Source organism: Granulicella pectinivorans, from assembly GCF_900114625.1.
In the GTDB taxonomy this organism is placed as follows: Bacteria; Acidobacteriota; Terriglobia; order Terriglobales; family Acidobacteriaceae; genus Edaphobacter; species Edaphobacter pectinivorans.
This window is the reverse complement of record NZ_FOZL01000001.1, coordinates 1,231,835-1,250,951: the sequence shown is the minus strand read 5'-3', so window position 1 is coordinate 1,250,951 and position 19,117 is coordinate 1,231,835. Positions and strand designations below refer to the sequence as shown.

Annotated in this window: 11 protein-coding genes; 5 read left to right on the top strand and 6 right to left on the bottom strand. The window is 62.3% G+C overall.

The features are described 5' to 3' along the window. Positions 1–83 precede the first annotated feature (83 nt). The 6 genes from BM400_RS04995 to BM400_RS04975 form a co-directional block, all read right to left on the bottom strand. Positions 84–1,430 carry an MFS transporter gene (locus tag BM400_RS04995; protein ID WP_089837190.1) on the bottom strand — a complete coding sequence of 449 codons (1,347 nt, stop codon included), beginning with the start codon at positions 1,428–1,430 and terminating at the stop codon, positions 84–86. A 111-nt stretch (positions 1,431–1,541) separates the two neighbouring features. Further along, complete coding sequence (gene kdgD, locus BM400_RS04990) at positions 1,542–2,447, bottom strand: 5-dehydro-4-deoxyglucarate dehydratase (RefSeq protein WP_089837188.1); 906 nt, start codon at positions 2,445–2,447, stop codon at positions 1,542–1,544. Between the two features lie 73 nt (positions 2,448–2,520). After that, complete coding sequence (locus BM400_RS21915; RefSeq protein WP_175528873.1) at positions 2,521–2,697, bottom strand: hypothetical protein; 177 nt, start codon at positions 2,695–2,697, stop codon at positions 2,521–2,523. A gap of 82 nt (positions 2,698–2,779) precedes the next feature. Next, positions 2,780–4,114: a sugar MFS transporter gene (locus BM400_RS04985; RefSeq protein ID WP_089837186.1), complete on the bottom strand. Its 1,335-nt coding sequence runs from the start codon at positions 4,112–4,114 to the stop codon at positions 2,780–2,782. Positions 4,115–4,463: 349 nt separating this feature from the next. After that, positions 4,464–7,880: a TonB-dependent receptor gene (locus BM400_RS04980; RefSeq protein ID WP_089837184.1), complete on the bottom strand. Its 3,417-nt coding sequence runs from the start codon at positions 7,878–7,880 to the stop codon at positions 4,464–4,466. Positions 7,881–7,971: 91 nt separating this feature from the next. Beyond that, positions 7,972–10,404, bottom strand: coding sequence for a glycoside hydrolase family 2 protein (locus BM400_RS04975; RefSeq protein WP_089837182.1), 2,433 nt, complete (start codon positions 10,402–10,404; stop codon positions 7,972–7,974). 394 nt (positions 10,405–10,798) lie between these two features. Here BM400_RS04975 and BM400_RS04970 point away from each other — a divergent pair, with 394 nt between their 5' ends. The 5 genes from BM400_RS04970 (at position 10,799) to BM400_RS04950 (ending at position 19,117) form a co-directional block, all read left to right on the top strand. Further along, on the top strand, positions 10,799–13,552 hold the full coding sequence (locus BM400_RS04970; protein ID WP_175528872.1) for a tetratricopeptide repeat protein: 2,754 nt from the start codon (positions 10,799–10,801) through the stop codon (positions 13,550–13,552). Positions 13,553–14,125: 573 nt separating this feature from the next. Further along, positions 14,126–15,526: a TolC family protein gene (locus tag BM400_RS04965; protein WP_245781688.1), complete on the top strand. Its 1,401-nt coding sequence runs from the start codon at positions 14,126–14,128 to the stop codon at positions 15,524–15,526. Further along, positions 15,523–15,789: a YtcA family lipoprotein gene (locus BM400_RS04960; protein WP_089837176.1), complete on the top strand. Its 267-nt coding sequence runs from the start codon at positions 15,523–15,525 to the stop codon at positions 15,787–15,789. Before BM400_RS04965 ends, BM400_RS04960 begins: the two co-directional genes overlap by 4 nt. A gap of 10 nt (positions 15,790–15,799) precedes the next feature. Then, positions 15,800–17,017 (top strand): efflux RND transporter periplasmic adaptor subunit, encoded by a 1,218-nt coding sequence (locus tag BM400_RS04955; protein WP_089837174.1) that lies wholly within the window; start codon positions 15,800–15,802, stop codon positions 17,015–17,017. Positions 17,018–17,020: 3 nt separating this feature from the next. Beyond that, positions 17,021–19,117, top strand: coding sequence for an FUSC family protein (locus tag BM400_RS04950; protein ID WP_089837172.1), 2,097 nt, complete (start codon positions 17,021–17,023; stop codon positions 19,115–19,117).

Sequence of the window (19,117 nt, the reverse complement as noted above, 5' to 3'; positions counted from 1 at the left end):
TCCGCGCGGGGCGTTCACTTCCTGACACGTATACCGGCCGGAGCACGCTGAGGTCGTGCGGGCCTTCCGTTGGCCGGCAAGGGCTATTGGGTGGGCGCTGCCAGGCCGAGGTCTTCTGGGGTGAGGCGGCGGATGGGACCGGTGATGACGACGTAACTGATGATGGCCATCAAGGCCGTAATGCCTACGAACATGAGGGCGATGCGGAAGTTGCCGGTGCGCTGGACGAGGTAGCCGATGAAGATGGGGGTGGTGATGCCGGCGATGTTGCCGCAGAGGTTGAAGAGGCCGCCGTTGAGGCCGACCATGCCCTTGGGTGAGGTGTCGGAGATGACGGTCCAGCCGAGGGCTCCGAAACCCTTGCCGAAGAAGGCTATAGACATGAGGGCGATGACGACCGTGGTGGAGGTCACGAGGTTGCAGAGCATGATGGACATCGCACAGGTCATGCCGAGGACGATGGGAAGCTTGCGGGCGAGGGTGACGGATTTGCCCGCGGCGATGAGGCGGTCGGAGGTGATTCCACCAAGCACGCCTCCAGCAAAACCGCAGAAGGCAGGCAGGGCGGAGGCGAGGCCGGCCTTGGGGAGCGACATGTGGAGGACCTGGTGGAGGTAGATGGGGAACCAGCTCAGGAAGAACCAGGTGAGGGTGACGATGCAGTATTGGCCTAAGTAAATGCCGAAGAGCATGCGGGTGCCAAAGAGGCGGAAGACGATGTCCCAGGTGAGGCGGGGGCCGGCGCTCTGGGTGCCGATGAGGCAGAGGCCTCCGCCCTGCTCGATCTTTTCGATCTCGGCAGCATTGACGCCGGGATGAGCTTTGACGTCGTAGATGATGCGGAACCAGAAGGCGGCGAGGGCCAGACCGATGAGTCCCAGGAGCCAGAAGCACTGCTTCCATCCGTAGGCGCTAGCGACCCAGCCCATGAGCGGTCCGAAGATAACGACGGAGAAGTATTGGCTGGAGTTGAAGATGGCCGAGGCCATGCCGCGTTCGGTGGAGGGGAACCAGGCGGCGACGACTCGTCCGTTACCGGGAAAGACAGGGGCCTGGACGAGCCCGGAGAGGAGGCGCAGGCCGAAGATGGCGACGAAGGCGGTCCCGAGGTTCGCGATGATGGTGCCGTGGAGGTATCCGGCGAAGCCAACCGCGGCGGCGAGTAGCGACCAGAGGATGATGGCGGTGCCGTAGATGCGCTTGGTGCCGAAGCGGTCAAGCATGTAGCCGGATGGGAGTTGCGCGACGACGTAGGCCCAACTGAATCCGGAGAGGAGGTAGCCGAGCTGGATGGCGTTGAGGTGCAGATCGCGAGTGAAGGCGATGGAGGTGATGGAGAGGACGACGCGGTCTCCGTAGGAGAAGGAGGAGATGGCGAAGAGGGCCGCGAGGATGAGGAAACGGACTTTGGTGGGGCGGGTTTCGGGCATCTTCGGCGACCTGAATGAGGCTTGGATGGAGTTTGGTGTGGATGCGTTCGTTCGTCGCCGCGGTGACACCCACATCTCAGAATCGAGATGTGGGGCACCCGATCTTTGTGGCTAGCTTCTTCCGGCCATGAGGGCTTTGAGGCTGGCCAGTTCGGACTCGGTAAGGTCGGTGAGGGGCGTGCGGACGTGGCCCGGGGTGCGACCGATGAGCTTGACGCCGGCCTTGACGATCGAGACGGCGTAACCCTTGCGGCGGTCGCGGATGTCGATGTATGGCATGACGAAGTCGCGGAGTTCGCGGGAGACGTGCGCGTGGTCTTTGCGGCGGACGGCAGCGTAGAAGTCCATGGCCCACTGGGGCAGGAAGTTGAAGATCGCCGACGAGTAGGTGGTGACGCCCATCTCGAGATACGGGAGAGCGAAGGTCTCGGCGGTGGGCAGGCCACCGACGTAGGTGAGGCGGTCGCCTAGCTTCAGGTAGATCTTCGTCATGGTCTCGATGTCGCCGACGCCATCCTTGAAACCGATGAGGTTGGGGCAGAGATCGGCCATCCTGGCCAGCGTGTCGGCTTTGAGGATGGCGTTGTCGCGGCTGTAGACGATGACGCCGAGGCTGGTGGAATCGCAGACGGCTTTGACGTGCGCGATGAGGCCTTCGGGATCGGGGTTGACGAGGTAGGGCGGGAAGAGCAGGAGGCCGTCCGCACCGGCCTTCTCGGCAGCCGCTGCGAACTGCTTCGCGATGGCGGTGCCGTAGCCGCAGCCGGCCAGGATGGGGATGCGGCCTGCGGTCTCTTCGACCGCGGCACGGACGACGTTGGAGAACTCATCGAGGGTGAGGGAGAAGAACTCACCGGTGCCTCCGGCGGCGAAGAGGCCAGCGGGCGAGTACTCGTTGAGCCACGCGATGTGCTCGCGGTAGGAGGACTCGTGGAAGGTGTCGTTGGCGCGGAAGTGCGTGACGGGAAAAGAGAGAAGGCCGGAGCCTATCTGTGCGGCAAGTGCTTTGGGATCCATCAGCGGCTCGTTGGAATGACGTGACTGCTTGCGTCATCCACTATAGCGAACGGGGGTGAGGTTTGGCTGAAGGCTAGAAGGCGCGGTGGGAGAGTTTGTAGATGAGAAAGACGATGAGGATCATGCCGGCGGCGATGATGCCGAGCAGGGCACCGATGAAACGGGTGGCGGTGCGCTCCTGCTCGGGGGTGGGGTGGGTGATGCCGAAGACGTCGATGAAGACGCGGGTGATCCACTGAATGATAGCCATGCGGTATACCTCTTTCCTGCTCTATTCCAGCATGGCCGGGACGATTGCGGTTGACTCTTTCGAGTGAGTTTCCGGGGCTTCTTTATGCGGGGATGGCCGGGCTGCGTTTGGCGTTGGCCATTCCGTAGAGGGCGATGTAGACGTAGCAGACGGCGGGGAGGAGAAAGGCGTTTTGCAGGCCGATGGTGTCGGCGAGTTTGCCGGTGGCGAGGGGGATGATGGCTCCGCCGACGATCGCGGCGATCATGAGACTGGAACCGCGGCTGGTGAGGGAGCCGAGGTCCTGGATGCCCATGGTGAAGATGGATGGGAACATGATGGAGTTGCAGAAGCCAACCGCGAGCAAGGCGAACATAGCGGTGTGTCCGTGGGTGAGGACCGTCATGATGACGAGCAGGCAGGCGACGATGCCAGCAAAGGCGACGACCGGGCCGGTGCGGACCTTCTGAAGGACCGCTGAGCCGATGAAGCGGCCGAGCATCGCTCCGCCCCAGTAAACCATGAGGAACTTGGCGGCGGTGGCTTCGCCGAGACCGGCGATCTGCGGCAGTCCCATGTAGCTGACGAGGAGGGAGCCGATGGAGACTTCGGCGCCGACGTAGGTGAAGATGCCGAGGGCACCGCCGAGCAGCCAGGGCTTGTTCCAGATGCTCTGGGTTTCGCTGGCGTTGTCGCCGAAGGCTCCGGGACGGAAGTCCTGGGTGACCTCGGCGGACTGCTGGTGGTTCTTGAGCTTGATGAGTCCGAGCGCGGTGGCGAGGAGAAGCAGGACAAGCGCCATGCCGATGTAGGGGAGGCGGACGGAAGAGGCCTGCGTGGCGCGGAAGGCCTGGCGAGCTACGTCGGACATGCCGTTGAGGACCTGGGGCGTCGCGGTGGGAACGCCACGGAGGATGTAGAGCGAGCCGAGGAAGGGCGCGATGAAGGTGCCGACGGAGTTGAAGGCCTGCGAGAGATTGAGACGGCTGGAGGCGGTGGCCGGGGGGCCGATGATGGTCACGTACGGGTTGACGGCTACCTGGACGGTGGTCATGCCGGCGGCGAGGATGATGAGCGCGGTGAGGAAGATGGGGAAGAGGGCATAGTCGGCGGCGGGTAGGAAGCCTGCGGCTCCGATGGCCATGACGACGAGTCCGATGACCATGGCGCGCTTGTAGCCGAGCCACTCGACGAGGCGACCGCCGGGATAGGAGAAGACGAAGTAGGAGGAGAAGAAGGCGAACTGCACCATCATGGCCTTGGTGTAGTTGAGCTCGAAGATGAGCTTGAGATGCGGGATGATGACGTCGTTGAGGCAGGTGAGGAAGCCGACCATGAAGAAGAGCGCGGTGGTGACGGACATGGCAAGGGTGTCGGTCTTGCCTTCGTAGTTGCCGCCGATACCGGGGGCGCTGACGTTCTGAATGGGGGCTGCCATGAAGATCCTTCTTTCGATACGGAAACTTGGTGAAGAAAAACGCTTGTCTGAAATATCGTAAATGGGGCGGGAGGTCGGACCCGGAATTGAAGTGCCCAATTGCGATTGGATGTCTCTGTTGCGGCTTGTGATTCTGGGCTCGGGAGGTGTCGATAGACGAAAAGACTGTGAGAAAAAGGCGGAAAAGCGTGAAAAAGAAACAAAGGCAAAGACGGGATGGAGATTCAGATCTTTTCTTGTTTCCCGTTCGCGTCTTTTTCCGAATTCTCTTTTCGGGGCTTAAACGAAACCAGGGGTTCACGGCTTTTCGCCTTGAACCCCTGACTGGTTGGAGTGCCGTTTGTTTTGTCTAGTAAAGGATTTTGAGGCCGAACTGCAGGATGCGTGGCTCGAAGGTGCTGGAGATGACGCCTCCCGTGCTGGCAGTCTGACCGTTCGTTCCACCGATCGTGCTGGGCAGGAAGAGGTTGGTGTGATTGAGGATGTTGTAGGCCTCGGTACGGAACTCCACTTTGAGGGTCTCCACGGGGGTGGAGAACTTCTTGTTGAGGGCGAGGTCGGCCTGGTAGAAGGGCGTGTTCCGCAGCGGGTTACGGCTGGCGTTGCCGAAGGGGCTGAGGAGATTGCCCGAGGCGTCGCGGGTGGCGGGCAGGGCGAAGGCGGCTGGGTTGACGTACTGGATGTATCCGGTGGACGCGATCTGGGTATTGAGGATCTTGTTGACGCCGGGATTGACGTTGGGGCGGTAGGCATTGAGGCCGCGGTAGTTGGCCGTGATCTGCGTGGAGACCTGGGTGGCAGCGGCTGGGTTGTAGGTGAGGTTGAAGGGCGTGCCGGCCTGGGCCGTATTGATGACGGAGACCTGCCAGCCGCCTAGCGCGGCATCCACGAAGGCGTTGGCGTTCGAGGCGAAGCGGCGTCCGCGTCCGAAGGGGACCTCGTAGACGAGCGAGGTGACGTTGGCGAGGGGCAGGTTGTAGTCCGACTGACCATAGTCCGCAGAGATGTTGTTGCCATCCTGCGGGGCGGGGGTGTTGCCTTCAAGGGCCGCGGAGGCGTTATCGAGCGCGTGCGACCAGGTGAAGGAGTTCAGCAGGGTGAGTCCGCCGAGGAAGCGCTGCTCATACTTGACCTGCAGCGAGTTGTAGTTGGAGGAGAACTCGTTGAGGGCCTCGGTGATATCGGAGGGCCAGTTGGTGAAAGGTCGGGCGAAGCCTTTGGAGGGGTTTTTCTGGTTGGCGTTGAGGAAGCCCTGGAGCTTGAGGCCATGGTTGCCGACGTAGGCGATGTCGAGCAGGGTGTTCTTCGCCAGCGAGCGCTGGACGGAGAAGAAGAAGCTCTCCACGTAGGAATCGCGGGTGTTGCGCGGCATGTACGTGACGGCGGCGGTGGCCGGGTTGAAGGTGGTGACGAGGGTATTCGGGAAGCCCTGATCCATGGTGGCGTAGCAGCTTGGGGTGGTGGAGTTGACGGGGATGATGGCGGCGGGGAGCGGGTTGCAGTGATTGGTGGTGTTCGGCGTGATCTGGCTGACAGCGGCGAACTGGGCCTGCGGCGCGTTGATCGGGAGAACGTCAGCCGATCCGGCACGGGTGTAGTGAGCGAAGCTGACGCCGAAGCCTCCGCGCAGGACGGTCTTGTTGTCGATGGAGTAGGCGAATCCGATGCGCGGACCGAAGTCGTTGAGGTCGGGGTCCATGAGGGTCTTGCCATAGACGCCGCCGAAGTTGACGGGAGTGACGCCTACACCGCCAGCACCGGGGCTGGTGGTGAGCATGGTCTGGGTGATGGGGTCGAAGTTGGAGACGTAGTTGTTCTGCTCGGAGTAGGGCGAGCCATACTCCCAGCGGAGGCCGAGGTTGAGGGTGAGTCGGGGACTGACCTTCCAATCATCCTGAGCGTAGGCGTTGTGCATGGTCTGGCGGAGGTGAGCGACGAAGTAGTTGGCCAGCGAGTAAGAGCTGGTATTGCCGAAGAGGAAGTCGGCCCAGTAGTTGTCGGAGACAGAGGTTCCGCCGGCGTTGGAGTAGGCACCACCGTAGTTGAAGGAGCCGTAGAGGGGATTGTTGTCGTTGACGGCCATCCAGATGTGTTCGTACTCATAGCCGAACTTCATGGAGTGGCGGCCTTTGACCCAGGTGAAGTTGAGCTTGGGATCGAGGACGGCGGGGTTCTGCCACTGGGGGTTGGTGCTTTGGCGACCGATGGTGGAGAAGCCGGAGATGCTGATGGTGGGCAGACCACCGGCGACGATGGGATTGGTGGGCAGGCCGGGGATGGTAATGGCGTTGTTGCCGATGGAGAGCGAGTACTTGCCGGCCTTGGTGCGGGAGAGACCGAGACGCGCATCGATGATCTTGTCGGAGCCAAAGAGGTGGGTGTATCCGGCGGCGACCTGCTGGTCGAGGACGCGGATGGTTCCGTTGGTGGATCCGTCGAGCGGAAGAGGCATGGCGGGGTAGTTGACGCCGGTCTCCTTGCGGTCGGAGACGCGAAGGAACCAGGAGCTGGCGTCGCTCTGGTGGAAGTCGAGGCGGAGGTCGCCCTTGTCGGAGTTATCGGAGAAGGGGACCTGGACCGGGTAGTCGTTCGAAGCCAGGCCGGTGGCGGCGTTGCCGGATACCGGCAGACCGTTGAGCTGCTTGAAGAAGCCAATAATCTGCTGGGAGATGGGGTTGATGGCAGCAGTGGGGATGCGCGTTCCGGCGGCGTAGGTGATGCCGGTGACAGGGTTCTTGACGTTGACGGCGAGAATGCCGTTGAGCTCGTTCTGCGTGGGGAGGGTGAGGACGGAGAGCGGGGTGAGCTTCTGGCGGAAGCCCTCGTAGTCGAGGAAGAAGAAGAGCCGGTCCTTGAGGATGGGTCCACCAAAGTTCATGCCGAACTGGTTGCGTTTGAAGTCCGGCTTTTTGAAGGGGGTAGTTCCAATGGTGGGCTTGAAGAACCCGGCGGCATTCAGCGCGGTGTTGCGGATGAACTCATAGAGGACGGCGTGATACTTGTTGGTTCCGGAGAGCGAAGCGACGTTGATGGTGGCGCCGGAAGAACGGCCGTACTCGGCGCTCTCGTTGTTGGTGACGACCTGGAACTGCGAGACGGAGTCGGGCGGGATAGCGATGATCTGGTTGTCGAAGCCCTGGTTGGATTCCCCGTAGGCGTTGTTATCCAGGCCGTCGAGCAGGAAGTTGTTGAACATGGAGCGCTGGCCGTTGATGTTGTAGGCGCCCGCGCGGACGAGCGAGTTGATGGAACTGGTCGTGGCGGCGGAGGGCGGCTGGCGGGAGCCTACGACGAGGCCGAGGAGGTCGGAGTAGTTGCGGCTGACGAGGGGAAGGGCGGCGGTCTGGTAGCCGGTGATGGTCTGGCCGCGCTCGGAGGTCTCGGTCTCCACCTGGAGGGCGACGCCGGAGACGGTGACGGTCTGGGTGTCGCCGGCGGCGGCGAGGGTGAGATCGATGCGCTGGCGGTTGCCGATGGAGACGGAGATGTTGGTGGCGGTGACATCGGCGAAACCGGCATGGGTAACGACAACGTTGTACTGGCCAACGCGGAGGTTCGGGACCTCGTAGTCGCCGGAGTCCTTCGTGGTGGTGGTGCTGACGGCTCCCGTGGCGATGTTGGTGACGGTGATGGTGGCAGCGGAGACGACTGCACCGGAGGGATCGTGGACGGTGCCGACGATGCTTCCGTTTTCAAACTGCGCCATGGCGGCGAGAGGGAGAAGCAGGCAGAGATATGCCAGAAGTCTTAGAGAGAATGTACGCATGAAGCGAAGTTAGCGGGGAGCTGTGAATGAACGTTGAACGTTCGATCAACAGATGAAGACAGCGCCGGATTGGCGCGGGTTTGCTTGGCGGCTAGATGAGGCAGAATGCCGTGGGGAGACCTTCAGCGGAGACGGCGGCGGTGGACTGAGTTTTGGCTGGGATGATCGAGATACGGCTGCGGCCATTGGTGAGTTCGACGACGCGAGAGCCGGTCGCGGTACCGAGGTTGTCGATGAGCTTGCCTTCACCGGAGAGTGTGTAACGGATTCGGTTGCGTGCTTCGAGACAGAGAATTCCGCTGGCGTCGAGCAGCTTCGCTTCGAGGGTAACCCTGGTGGGAGAGCGTTCCATGACTTCGAGGGTTAGCCTGGCTGGAGTGCCCCAGGGCTCAGTCTGGTAGATGAAGGCGATCTCGTCTTCAACTCTTTCGTGAGTGGCGGTGGTGGCGACTACCTTGAGATGATTTTCGCCAGCAAGAAAGGGTGTGTCCCAGCGTAAGCCGGCGGCTGGAAAGTTCTGGATGTCGCGCTTGCGGATGCCGAGGGATTTGCCGTTGAGGAAGAGCTCCGCCACCGGACAGTTGGAGTAGACCTTGACCGTGCGGGGCTCGTTGGGCCTGCCCCAGCGGACGGGCCAGGTGTGGCCATAGATGTGGGCCATGGGCTTCTCGGCGAGGTAGGACTGGAAGACGTAGTATCCCTCCTTGGGCGTGAGGTCGCGCTCGACGATGCCCTTCTGGTTGATGCGGGGGACGGGGTTTTCGGGGCGGAGGGGCGTGGTGAAGTCCTTGAAGCACCACTGCAGGGCACCGGTGAGCCATGGAAGCGAGTGCTGGGTCTTGAGGTGCCAGTCGAAGAGATCGCAGGCGTAGGACTCCGACCAGTCGCCATCGCGGGAGACGCGGGCTTCGCCGCCCTGGGCCATGTAGGCGAGGCCACGCTCGGCGGTGTCGCCCTCTTTGATGACGGTGATGGTCTTGTAGGGGTCTTCGGCGTGGCGGCCGGCGTGGTTGTCGGCACCCCACTCGGCGTGGAGGAGGTGTTTGACGCGGGGGCGTTGCTTGTCGAGGGAGGACTCGTAGTCGACGAAGCGTCCGCCATACCAGCCGGCCCAGATGGACGGAGAGTAGACATCGGGGATGGTGCGGGCGAAGTCGCAGCGGCGGATGACGGTCTTGCGCGAGGGGTCGAGGGCGTGGGCGATGTCCTGGAGCTGCTGGAGGTACGCGGGGATGGCAACCATGTCGACCGATGGATACTCGCCCTCCCAGTCGTCTTCGTTGCCGAGGCCCCAGAGGATGATGGAGGGATGGTTGCGGTGCTGGTCGATCATGGTGGCGAGCTTCTCTTTACCCTGGTGCTGGAAGGCCTCGGAGCCGACGCCGCCACGGCACCAGGAGACCTCTTCCCAGACCAGGATGCCGAGTTCGTCGCAGAGGTCGAGGACGAGGCGCTGCTGCTGGTAGTGGGCGAGACGGATGAAGTTGGCGCCCATGTCGCGGATCATGTGCATCTCTTTGCGGAGGATGCCGGCGGGGGTGGCGGCAGCGTATCCGGCGTGGTCCTCGTGGCGGTGGGTGCCCTGGAGAAGGAGGCGCTCGCCATTGAGGAGGAAGGGGCCGTCCTGCTGGAACTCGCAGAAACGGATGCCGAAGCGCTGGATCTGGATGGAATCGCCGAGAGTGAAGGTGCAGGTGTAGAGCGCGGGGGTTTTGGGGTGCCAGAGCCGGGGGTTGGGAAGGACGAAGGTGGTGAGGGTCTCTGTGCCGGTCCAGGGCATCTGGGAGCGGCTGACGGTGTGGACGGTCTTGCCCTTAGGGTCTTTGATCGTGAGGCTGAGGGGGAGAGCCGTCGTGGCGGTGGTTGGATTGTGGAGACGGGCTTCTACCTTGACCGACGCGGGGGCTCCCTTCCCTGCTTCTACGTGGACGTGGAGTTGCTCGATGGAGACGGAAGGAACGTAGACGAGATGGACGCTGCGGTAGAGGCCTCCGTAGAGGGTGAAGTCGGAGAGGTCAGACGGCATGCGGTCGAGGTCGGGGGAGTTGTCGCAGAGGATGCTGAGGAGAGCTCCATCTTTGTTCATCGCTCCGGGTTGGGCGAGGAGTTCGGTCAGGTCGAGGACGTACTCGTCGTAGCCTCCGATATGACGGCCGGCGAGATGGGGGCCGAGATAGACCTCGGAGGACTGGCCGGCACCCTCGATATGGAGCAGGGTGCGACCGTTGGGATGGGGATTGGCGACGGGGACGGTGATGCGGTACCAGCCCCTGCCGCGGTAGGCGGGAACGTCGGGGTCGCAGCCGTCGTAGTCGTTGAAGCAATGGGGGAGGGTGACGGGGGTCCAGGGGGCGAGGGGCTGGTTGCTCCAGACCTCGAAAGGTCCGGCGAGGGGCATGCGAAGGAACTCCCATCCGGAGTCGAGGGTGTGGACGGAGGAGGTCTGGGCGCGGGCGAGGCTGGGGGGCAGAAGAGCAGCGGCGGTAGCGAGTTCGAGAAACTGACGGCGCGAGAGAGAGGTCATGGGTGCCCTTTGGGTCGTGGTGGGTCTCATACGCCAGGGCTGAGGAAGGAGTGGGCCGAGGAAGAGATTTCGAAAGACCGGTTCACAGTTGTTTCGATCGGAACGCATTGGGTCCGAATCCACAAGGTGAAAACGGTTTCAAACCTCGATACATCCGGGTTTTGTGCAGGGAAATGGCTTTTCTCCGCTGGCCATGGGGCAAGAAGAAGCATGGGTTGGCGCACGATTGCGAGCATCATCCTTGCCTGATAGGCTTGTAACCACTCTCGCTGGTTACGAAGATCCGAGTCAACAGAAGTCCAGACGAACCCAGAACGGCTTGTCCTTGAAACGCTTTCATATTGGGTCACTGCAACTCGATGTTGAACAACGGGTCCTTTATCAAGACCGGGATGTGATCCCATTGCCGCCGAAGGCGATGGACATTCTGATTGTGCTGCTGGAAGACGCGGGACAGGTGGTGACCCGCGAGACGATCCGGCAGAGGGTGTGGGAGAGCACCTTCGTCGAAGAAGCGAATATCACGAAGAATATCGGCCTGCTGCGGAGCACGCTGCGGGCCCATCTGGACGATACCGACCCGATCAAGACGATTACGAAGCGCGGCTACCAGTTCGTCGGACCGGTGGATATGCGACCGAAGACGGAGTCGGGAAGCCACATCGCTTCAGGTGCGTACCCGGAGGAAGTCGTGGTGATTCCGCTGGATGAGGAGTCGCGGATCGCCCTGGAGGAGGCTGAACCGGTGGTGCATGCGGCTTCCGTTCCGGTGGTTGATGCTCCGCGTGCGATCCCGGTACGGCGTGTCTGGGGACGGCGTGGCGGATGGATCGCGGCGTCGGTGATCCTGCTGGCCGCGTGTACGGGGTTTGCGGTGGACCGGTGGAGGTCGGGGCATGCCGCGGCGGCGAAGCAGCGTGCGTCGCTGGCGATTCTGAGCCTGCATAACCTCTCCGACAACGCATCGGAGAACTGGCTGGGGGCGGCGCTGACGGAGACTCTGGGCTCGGATCTGAGCGGCGATAACGGGGTGCGGCTGGTCTCGGGCGAGCGGGTGGCCGAGGCGGAGCGCGACCTGACACTGGGGGAGGCGCGGTCGTATGACGACAGAGCGATTCAGTCGGTGGGGCGGCGGTTGGCGTGCGATCTGGCTCTGACGGGGTCGTATCTGCCGGAGGGCGACCGGATCCGGGTGGATTTGCAACTGCGGAATGCGGCAACAGGAACGATCGTGACGACCTTCAGCAGGGTGATCGACAAGCACCAACTGATCGGGACAGTGGCAGAGGCCAGCGCAAAGCTGCGGCAGTCGATAGGGCTGGCCCCGGCAGAGGCAGTGGTCGACTATCTGCAGGGCACGTCCCCGTCGGAGCAGGATGGAGTGCGGCTTTACCTGGAGGGTCAGCGGCTTCTGCAGGAGGGCCGGTTTCAGGAAGCGGAGCCCCTGTTAAGCCAAGCGGTGCTGCTGAAGCCGGAGAGAGCGCTGGCGCACTCGGCACTGGCCTCGGCGTGGCAGGCGATGGGGTATGTGGAGCGGGCGCGTGAAGAGGCCAGGATGGGACTGGCGCGTTCGGGTTCGCTGCCGGCGGAGAAAAAGCTGGTGCTCGAGGCCGGTGCGTATGCCATCTTTACGGACTGGCCGAAGGCGATCGCGGCTTACAGGCAGTTGACGGCGCTGCATCCGGACGATCTGGACTATCCCGCGGCCCTGGCGGAGTGTTTGTACAAATCGGGAAGCCCGAAGCAGGCGCTGCAAACGCTCCAAACGATGTTGGGTTCGTCGAAGATTGCGGCGAACGATCCTCGTTTCACCATCCTGGAGGCGTCGTCCGCTGCGGCGATGGGTGACTGGAGGGCGCAGTTGATGTACGCCGGGGAGACGATCCGGTTGGCTCGGGCGCATTCATCGCCTTATTTTGAGAGCAAGGGTCTGTGGTCCGAGGGGCTGGCCTGGGCGAGGGTCGGAGATCTTGAGCATGCACTGGGGGACTTCCACGAAGCGCAGCAGATCAGCTCGCGGATCGGCGACGAACTGGGACAGGCGAATGTGTTGACGTCGCTTGGGTCGGAGCAGGGCTATCGCAAGGACCCGCAGGCGGTGGTGACGCTTCGCCAGGCGCTGGCGATCTTCGACCGGCTCGGGAACCGGGGCGGCGAAATCGGTGCATGGAGCGAGTTGGGATGCGCGTTGACCTACACCGAGGACTGGGCCGGGGCGAAGGCTGCGTTTCACTCGGCCATCGATCGGGCGAACGAAGTGCATAATCCGGCGCTGGCGTTCGGGGCGGTATTGGACCTGGCGTATGTGGCGAGCAACCAGGACGATCTCGACGCGGAGCTGAAGTACGCCAATGAGGCGCTGAAGATATCGCGAGCCGCGGGGAATATCGATGGGATTGGGAGTTCGCTGGAGTACCTGGGCGATGTGGCCTTCGAGAAGGGGAACCTTACCGAGGCGCGGTCCTGGTATGACCAGGCGATGGTCTCGATGAAGCAGCAGAACAGCGGATACGCGACCGGCAAGCTGCTGTATCTCATGGCGCAACTGGACATGGCGACGGGCGACCTGGCCTCGGCAAGGCGGCGCGAAGACGAGATCAACGGCATGCATGTGCTGAAGGGCGAGAGGCTGGAGCAGCAGATGCTGACCGAGGCCGCGCTAAGGATCGAGGAAGGACGTCCGGAGGATGTGATGGGGCCGATGACCGATCTGACCGATCATTACACGACGGCTCTACCGGCGGCGGAGGCGTGGCGTCTCATTGCGGCCTCCTACCTGGAGCGGGGCGATGTGGCGCATGCACGGAGCGCGATCGAGAAGGCTCTCCCGATGGCGCGGGATTCGGAAAACACGAGAGACTACCTGATTCCTGAGACGCTGCTGGCGGCTCGGATCGACGCGGCGGAAGGCCACGGGATGAGGGCTGAGGCAACGCTGGGCGAGTTGCTGAAGAAGGCGCAGGCGATCCAGAGCGAGCGGTTACAACTGGAAGTGCGTCTTGCGGCGGGAACGATTGCACTCGAGCAGGGGCACCGGACAGAGGGCGAGCGCACCTTGCAGAGGGTCATCGCCGAGGCGTCACAGCGTGGGTTTGGTCTGACAGAGCGCAAGGCTCGCAAGGCACTGGCCACTTCGGCTAAGAGTTAGACCGCTCGGAACTTTTCTTTATTTACTGGCACTTACGGTCACAGACCGGCGTCCGGTTTGAAAGAAGTTAGAAAGAAAGGCGAGCTTCGCAAGGACTTTTGGTCGGACCGCTCTGTAGAGTGCGAGTTGTTCCTCCACTTTCCACCCGCGAGTTCATGATGCCCGCTTACAAATTGATTCTTCCGGTGATCTCCTTTCCATCCGCCAAGCCGCTGCCTCCTTTGAAGGCGCCCGCTGAGAAGAAGGCGAGTGCCCTTGTTCCGGACGACACGTTTGGTTTGCCCGGCAATCGGGTTCCGCCGCTCGATGATCCGTTCGCCTGTTAGGCAACGTCAGAAGCAACAGCCGTCACGGATGCTGTCCCCCCTCCTAAAGGGGGGTTTGTTCCCTCCTCTGGGGTGATGTACTTTTAGACATCAACACCATCCATGAGGCCACGTTCTGACGCGCACTGTTCCAGCCCGACGCGAGAGACAGCTCTTCGCGACGCACCGAAAGGCAAAGGTTGGGATATGTCTTCTGGCTGTGCTGTGTTTCGGAGACAGACTGAGGGCGCAGTCTACGTGTTCCGGCGTGGCGCTGACGCCGGCGGCTTCGGCGGATTGCGCGGCGCGGCATGTACCGGTCGCTACCGCTGCGAAACTGGATCCGGCGCGAGCCTACAACATCACCGAGCTGATCGATCTGGCGGAGCAGAATAATCCCAGAACGCGCATTGCGTGGGAGCGAGCTCGGCAGAGGGCCAATGAACTGGGAGTGGCGAAGAGCGCTTACTTCCCTCTGCTGGTGTTTCAGGTGATCGGCGGGGACCAGAAGACGATCAGCCCGTTTCCCGTGGCGCTGGAGGCGCGCGGGTATAACTCGGTGACGATCCCGATTATCCAGCCGCAGTTGAGCCTGCAATATCTGCTGTTCGACTTCGGCAAGCGCGGAGCACGGGTGGATGCGGCGCTGGCGGAGAAGATCGCCGCAGGAGCGAACTTCGTGCAGGCCAACCAGGATGTAGCGTTTCAGGTGGCGACGGGATACTACAAGTTGCTGACCGCGCAGGAGCGTCTCGCGGCGACGCGGGAGACGTTGAAGACCGCGCAGACGACACAGGATGCCGCTGAGACGCAGCTCGCCAATGGTCGGTCCACGCTGCCGGATGTTTATAACGCGAAGGCAGAGACGGCGCAGGCGGTGTTCGACATGGAGTCGGCCGATGGCGACGAGAAGATCTCGCGGGTGAATCTGGCGGAGGTGGTAGGAGCCGAACCAAGCCCCGATCTTCAGATCGATGCGATGGTGAACGCACCGCTGCCGGACTCGCTGACGGCTTCGGTGGATGCGTTGATCGAGAGAGCGGTGGCGAACAGGCCGGATCTGGCGGCGCAGGCGGCGGAGATTCGCGCGGCGGACGACAGAATCAAGCTGGCAAAGGCGGAGTATCTGCCGCAGATTGCGATCAAGGCCAGCGGGGCTCAGACCATGATCTGGCCGAGCCCGGATGCGGGTCTGCTGGGCAATGCGAATGAGCCGACCTGGACCGCATACCTGGGGCTGGAGTGGAAGGTCTTCGACGGCGGCGCGCGTCGCAATGAGCTGGCCGCGGCACAGTCGCGGCGGCGCGAGGCACTGGACGAGCTGACCGAGAAACACGACAAGGCGACGCGTGAGGTGTGGTCGGCGTATATCGCGTTCCGGACGGCACTGAAGAAGGAGCAGGCTTCGGTGTCGTTGCTGGCGGCTGCGAACGAATCGTACAACGCGTCGCTTGAGGCGTATCAGTACGGGGTGAAGAACCTGATCGATGTCGTAACGGCCGAGAAGCAATTGGCGCAGGCGCGGCTGTCGAGTGTGTCGGCGCGGTCGCAGTTGTTTCTGGAAGCGGTGGATTTGGAGTTCGTCACAGGCAATCTGCTGCGGAGCCTTCCGAAGGCCACGAAAGTTCAGGCACCTGCCGTTCCGCCAACAGGAGGAGCAACACCATGATCCAACTCCGGGCCAGCCGTATCGCCGTGGGGGGAGCAATGCTCCTGCTGACGGGCTGCGGGCATGCGCCGAACATCGATATTATCGGCTCGTTCTTTCCGGTGTGGATGCTCTGCCTGGTGATTGCGATCCCGCTTGCCTTTGGGGTGCGCATGCTTCTGCTGCGGTTCAAACTTGAGAGTGAGGTTGGACCGCTTGCCCTCTTCTATCCGTGCGTGGTCATTCTCTTTACCAGCCTGCTTTGGCTGATCTTTTTCCGGTAGGAGGCAGACGATGGAGCAAGTGACAACTGTTGAGCCGCACGCGACGTCCAGCCCGAAAGCCGGGCTGGGGCGCTTGATCGGGATCGGCGTCGTGGTTGCAGCCGTGGCGATGCTGGCGATCGTGGCGTTGCAGGTGGATCTGCATCCGCGCACGGACGACGCGAGCGTGCGAGCCAACTTCATCGAGATTGCGCCGGAGGTGAGCGGCCGGCTGACGGAGCTGCCAGTCAAGGACAACGCGTACGTGAAGCAGGGCGGGACGCTGTTTATTATCGACCCGCGACCCTATGAGTATGCGTTGCAGCAGGCGCTTTCCGACCAGGAGGCGCTGGAGCAGCAGATCGTGGATGCCAAGCGGCATATCGCAGCACAGAGCAGCGCTGCGGAGGCTGCGCGGGCGGGTCTGCATAGTTCGGAGACAGGCGTGCAGACGGCGGGGAGCCAGATCGACGTTTCGGCTGCAGCGGTGACGCGAGCGCAGGCCGCGGTTGCGGCCGCAGAGGCGCAGTTGAAGCTTGCTACGAACAATCTGCACCGGATTGAACCGTTGCTGAAGAAGCAGTATGTGACGGTGGAGCAGATCGACCAGGCGAATACGACCGTGCGTGTCGCGCAGGGCAACTACGACGAGGCGCAGGCGGGATTGTCGCAGGCACAGGCCGCGCAGCAGCAGGCGAACTTCCGCAAGGTGGAGGCGGCTTCGCTGGCGGTCGAACAACAGGCTCGGCTTGGACAGGCGATCCATACGATTGATACGGTGGACACGCTGGAGTCGCAGCGTCCCGCGAAGGCGGCGAAGGTGGACGCCGCGCGTCTGGATCTGGAGAGGACGAAGGTCGTCGCGCCCTTCGATGCGTATGTGACGAATCTGAATCTATCGGTGGGTGCGTATGCGAGGCCGGGCATCCCACTGTTCACGTTGATCGATACGCGAACCTGGTATGTGATCGCCAACTACCGGGAGTCGAAGTTGAAGAACATCCACCTGCACGACCATGTGGATCTGTACCTGATGGGGCATCCGGACAGGCGGTTCAATGGCACGGTGGAGAGCATCGGATATGGCGTGTTTCCGGAGGATGGGGCTGTCGCACAAGGGCTTCCCAACATCGATCGCACGCTGAACTGGGTGCATCTTTCGACGCGGTTTCCGGTGAGGATTCGCGTTCAGGATCCCGACCCTGAACTATTCCGCATCGGGGCGACCGCAGTGACGGTCGTGCGCTAGACGATGGCCACCGGCGCCATCGCGAGTGTTCAGACGGCTCCGCGCTTATCGTGGACGGAGGCGATGCTGCAGGATCTGCAGCCGACACCGGGCAGGCTGGCGGCTACGCTGCGGGTTGTGCTGGCTTCGATCATCGCGCTTCTGCTGATGGAGACGCTACAGATGCCGTTCATCGCGATCGGCATGTACTTTATCTTTCTGATCGGGCGGGACAGCCCGGCGGTCTCGCTGCGGTCTTCGCTGTTCTCCCTGGGGATTGTGTGTTTTGCAATCGTGGTGGAGTTTGGGGTCGTGATCCTGAGCGACAACGATCCGATGGCGCGCCTTTTGAGCGTGGCCGTGGTCACGTTCATTGCCGGGATGATCGTGGTGACGACCAGCCAGCCTGCACTTGGATCGAGCTTCGGGCTGATCTACTGCACGGTGATCAGCCTATGGGAGATCCATGCACCGGCCGATCGACTGGTGAAGACGTCGCTCTATCTGGTTGGGACGTTCCTGATTGCGCTGGGGAGTGCTGTGGCGGTCGAGTATATCTTCGGCGACCGGAATCCAGCGGCGAAGCTGCAGGAACAGAGGCGCATTCGATACAGCGCGCTGGCAACGATGTTTGAGCTGTATGCCGAGAATGCTCCGCAGGAGAAGCGTTTTCAAGCGGCGTCCGCGGTGTCGCGCATTGCGATTGCCGGACAGGCAGGCATGATGACGCTGTACAACGCCATTGTGGAGCAGAACCTCGACACCGGGAATTTGCCGATCGCGCTGCGGCCTCGCATCACCATGCTGGCGCAGTTGATGGATGTTGCCGCCGCGTTTGGCTTGCAGAATCCGGTTGAGGTCGATGCAGACACGCGCGTTCGGTCGGCACGGCTCGCGGAGGCATGCCGGCAGGTGATTCCCGGGGTTCCAGCCAAGCTCCCCGTGGGACTGCAGCTTGGGCCAACAGGACAGTCCATGTTGCTGGACCGCGTGGAGGGAGCGCTGCACTCTATCCTGACGATGCCCCATGATGTTGGATCGAAAAGAAAACGGGAGCTGGTGGCTCTCCCGCGCAAGGAGATTCCGTTCTTCATCCCGGGTGCGATCCGGAATCCGGAGAGTGTCGCGTTTGGGCTGAAGATCAGTCTGTGCGCGACGTTTTGCTACGTGCTCTATCACGCGCTGGCGTGGCCGGGCATCTCGACTGCGGTGACGACGGTGTTGGTGACGGGTCTGAGCAGCACGGGCGCACTGAAGCAGAGGTTGATCTTCCGCGTGCTTGGCTCCTTGATCGGCGGGCTGATCCTGGCGCTCGGTGCGGCCGTCTTTCTCTTTCCGCATATGGACTCCTTGACGTCGCTGGTGTTGCTGGAGGCGGCGATCGCGTTTATTGCAGCGTGGATTGCGGCAGGGCCGAGGCTGAACTATATCGGGCTTCAGATCGCGTTTGCGTTTTACCTCGTCGCGTATGAGGGATTCAGCGCCCCGACCCAGTTAGCACCGGCGCGCGACCGTTTCGTGGGCATCATGATCGCGCTCGGGGTGATGCTTCTGGTCTTCGACCAGCTTTGGCCGGTGCGTACGACGACCGTGATGCGGCGCGGACTGGCGGCGGTTCTTCGGGTGGGAGCAGATCTGTTTACGACGCTCAATATGGGCTGGGACGATGAGGGCAAACATCAGGAACTGCTGCGGCACGCGGATGTGTTGCGCGACCGGCTGGGCGCCACGGTCGCAAGTCTGCGCAGCGCGAACACGTCTGTCCCGTTTGAGTTTGGGGCACACCGCGAAGAGCATATCCAGACCGGGGATATGATCCTGCGTTCCGCGATTACGGCGGCGGCACTCTTCTGGAACCAGCTTTCGGTGCTTCATAACGCCCAGGACCTGGACTACCTTCGCAACCCGGAGCTGCGAGCGATGCGGCAAAGGCTGGCAGCGCAGTTGATCGCCATGGCGGATGGCGTCGCGTCGACGGAGCCTATTGCCAGCAAGAACTCGGAGGTGTTGCTGACACCTGCGATTCTGGCGAATCCGCGGTATGCGGAGTATGCAACGAATACTCTCGATCGCTTTGAGGAGCTCCAGAACTTTGTGGCAATTCTGGAGCGCCCTCGATAG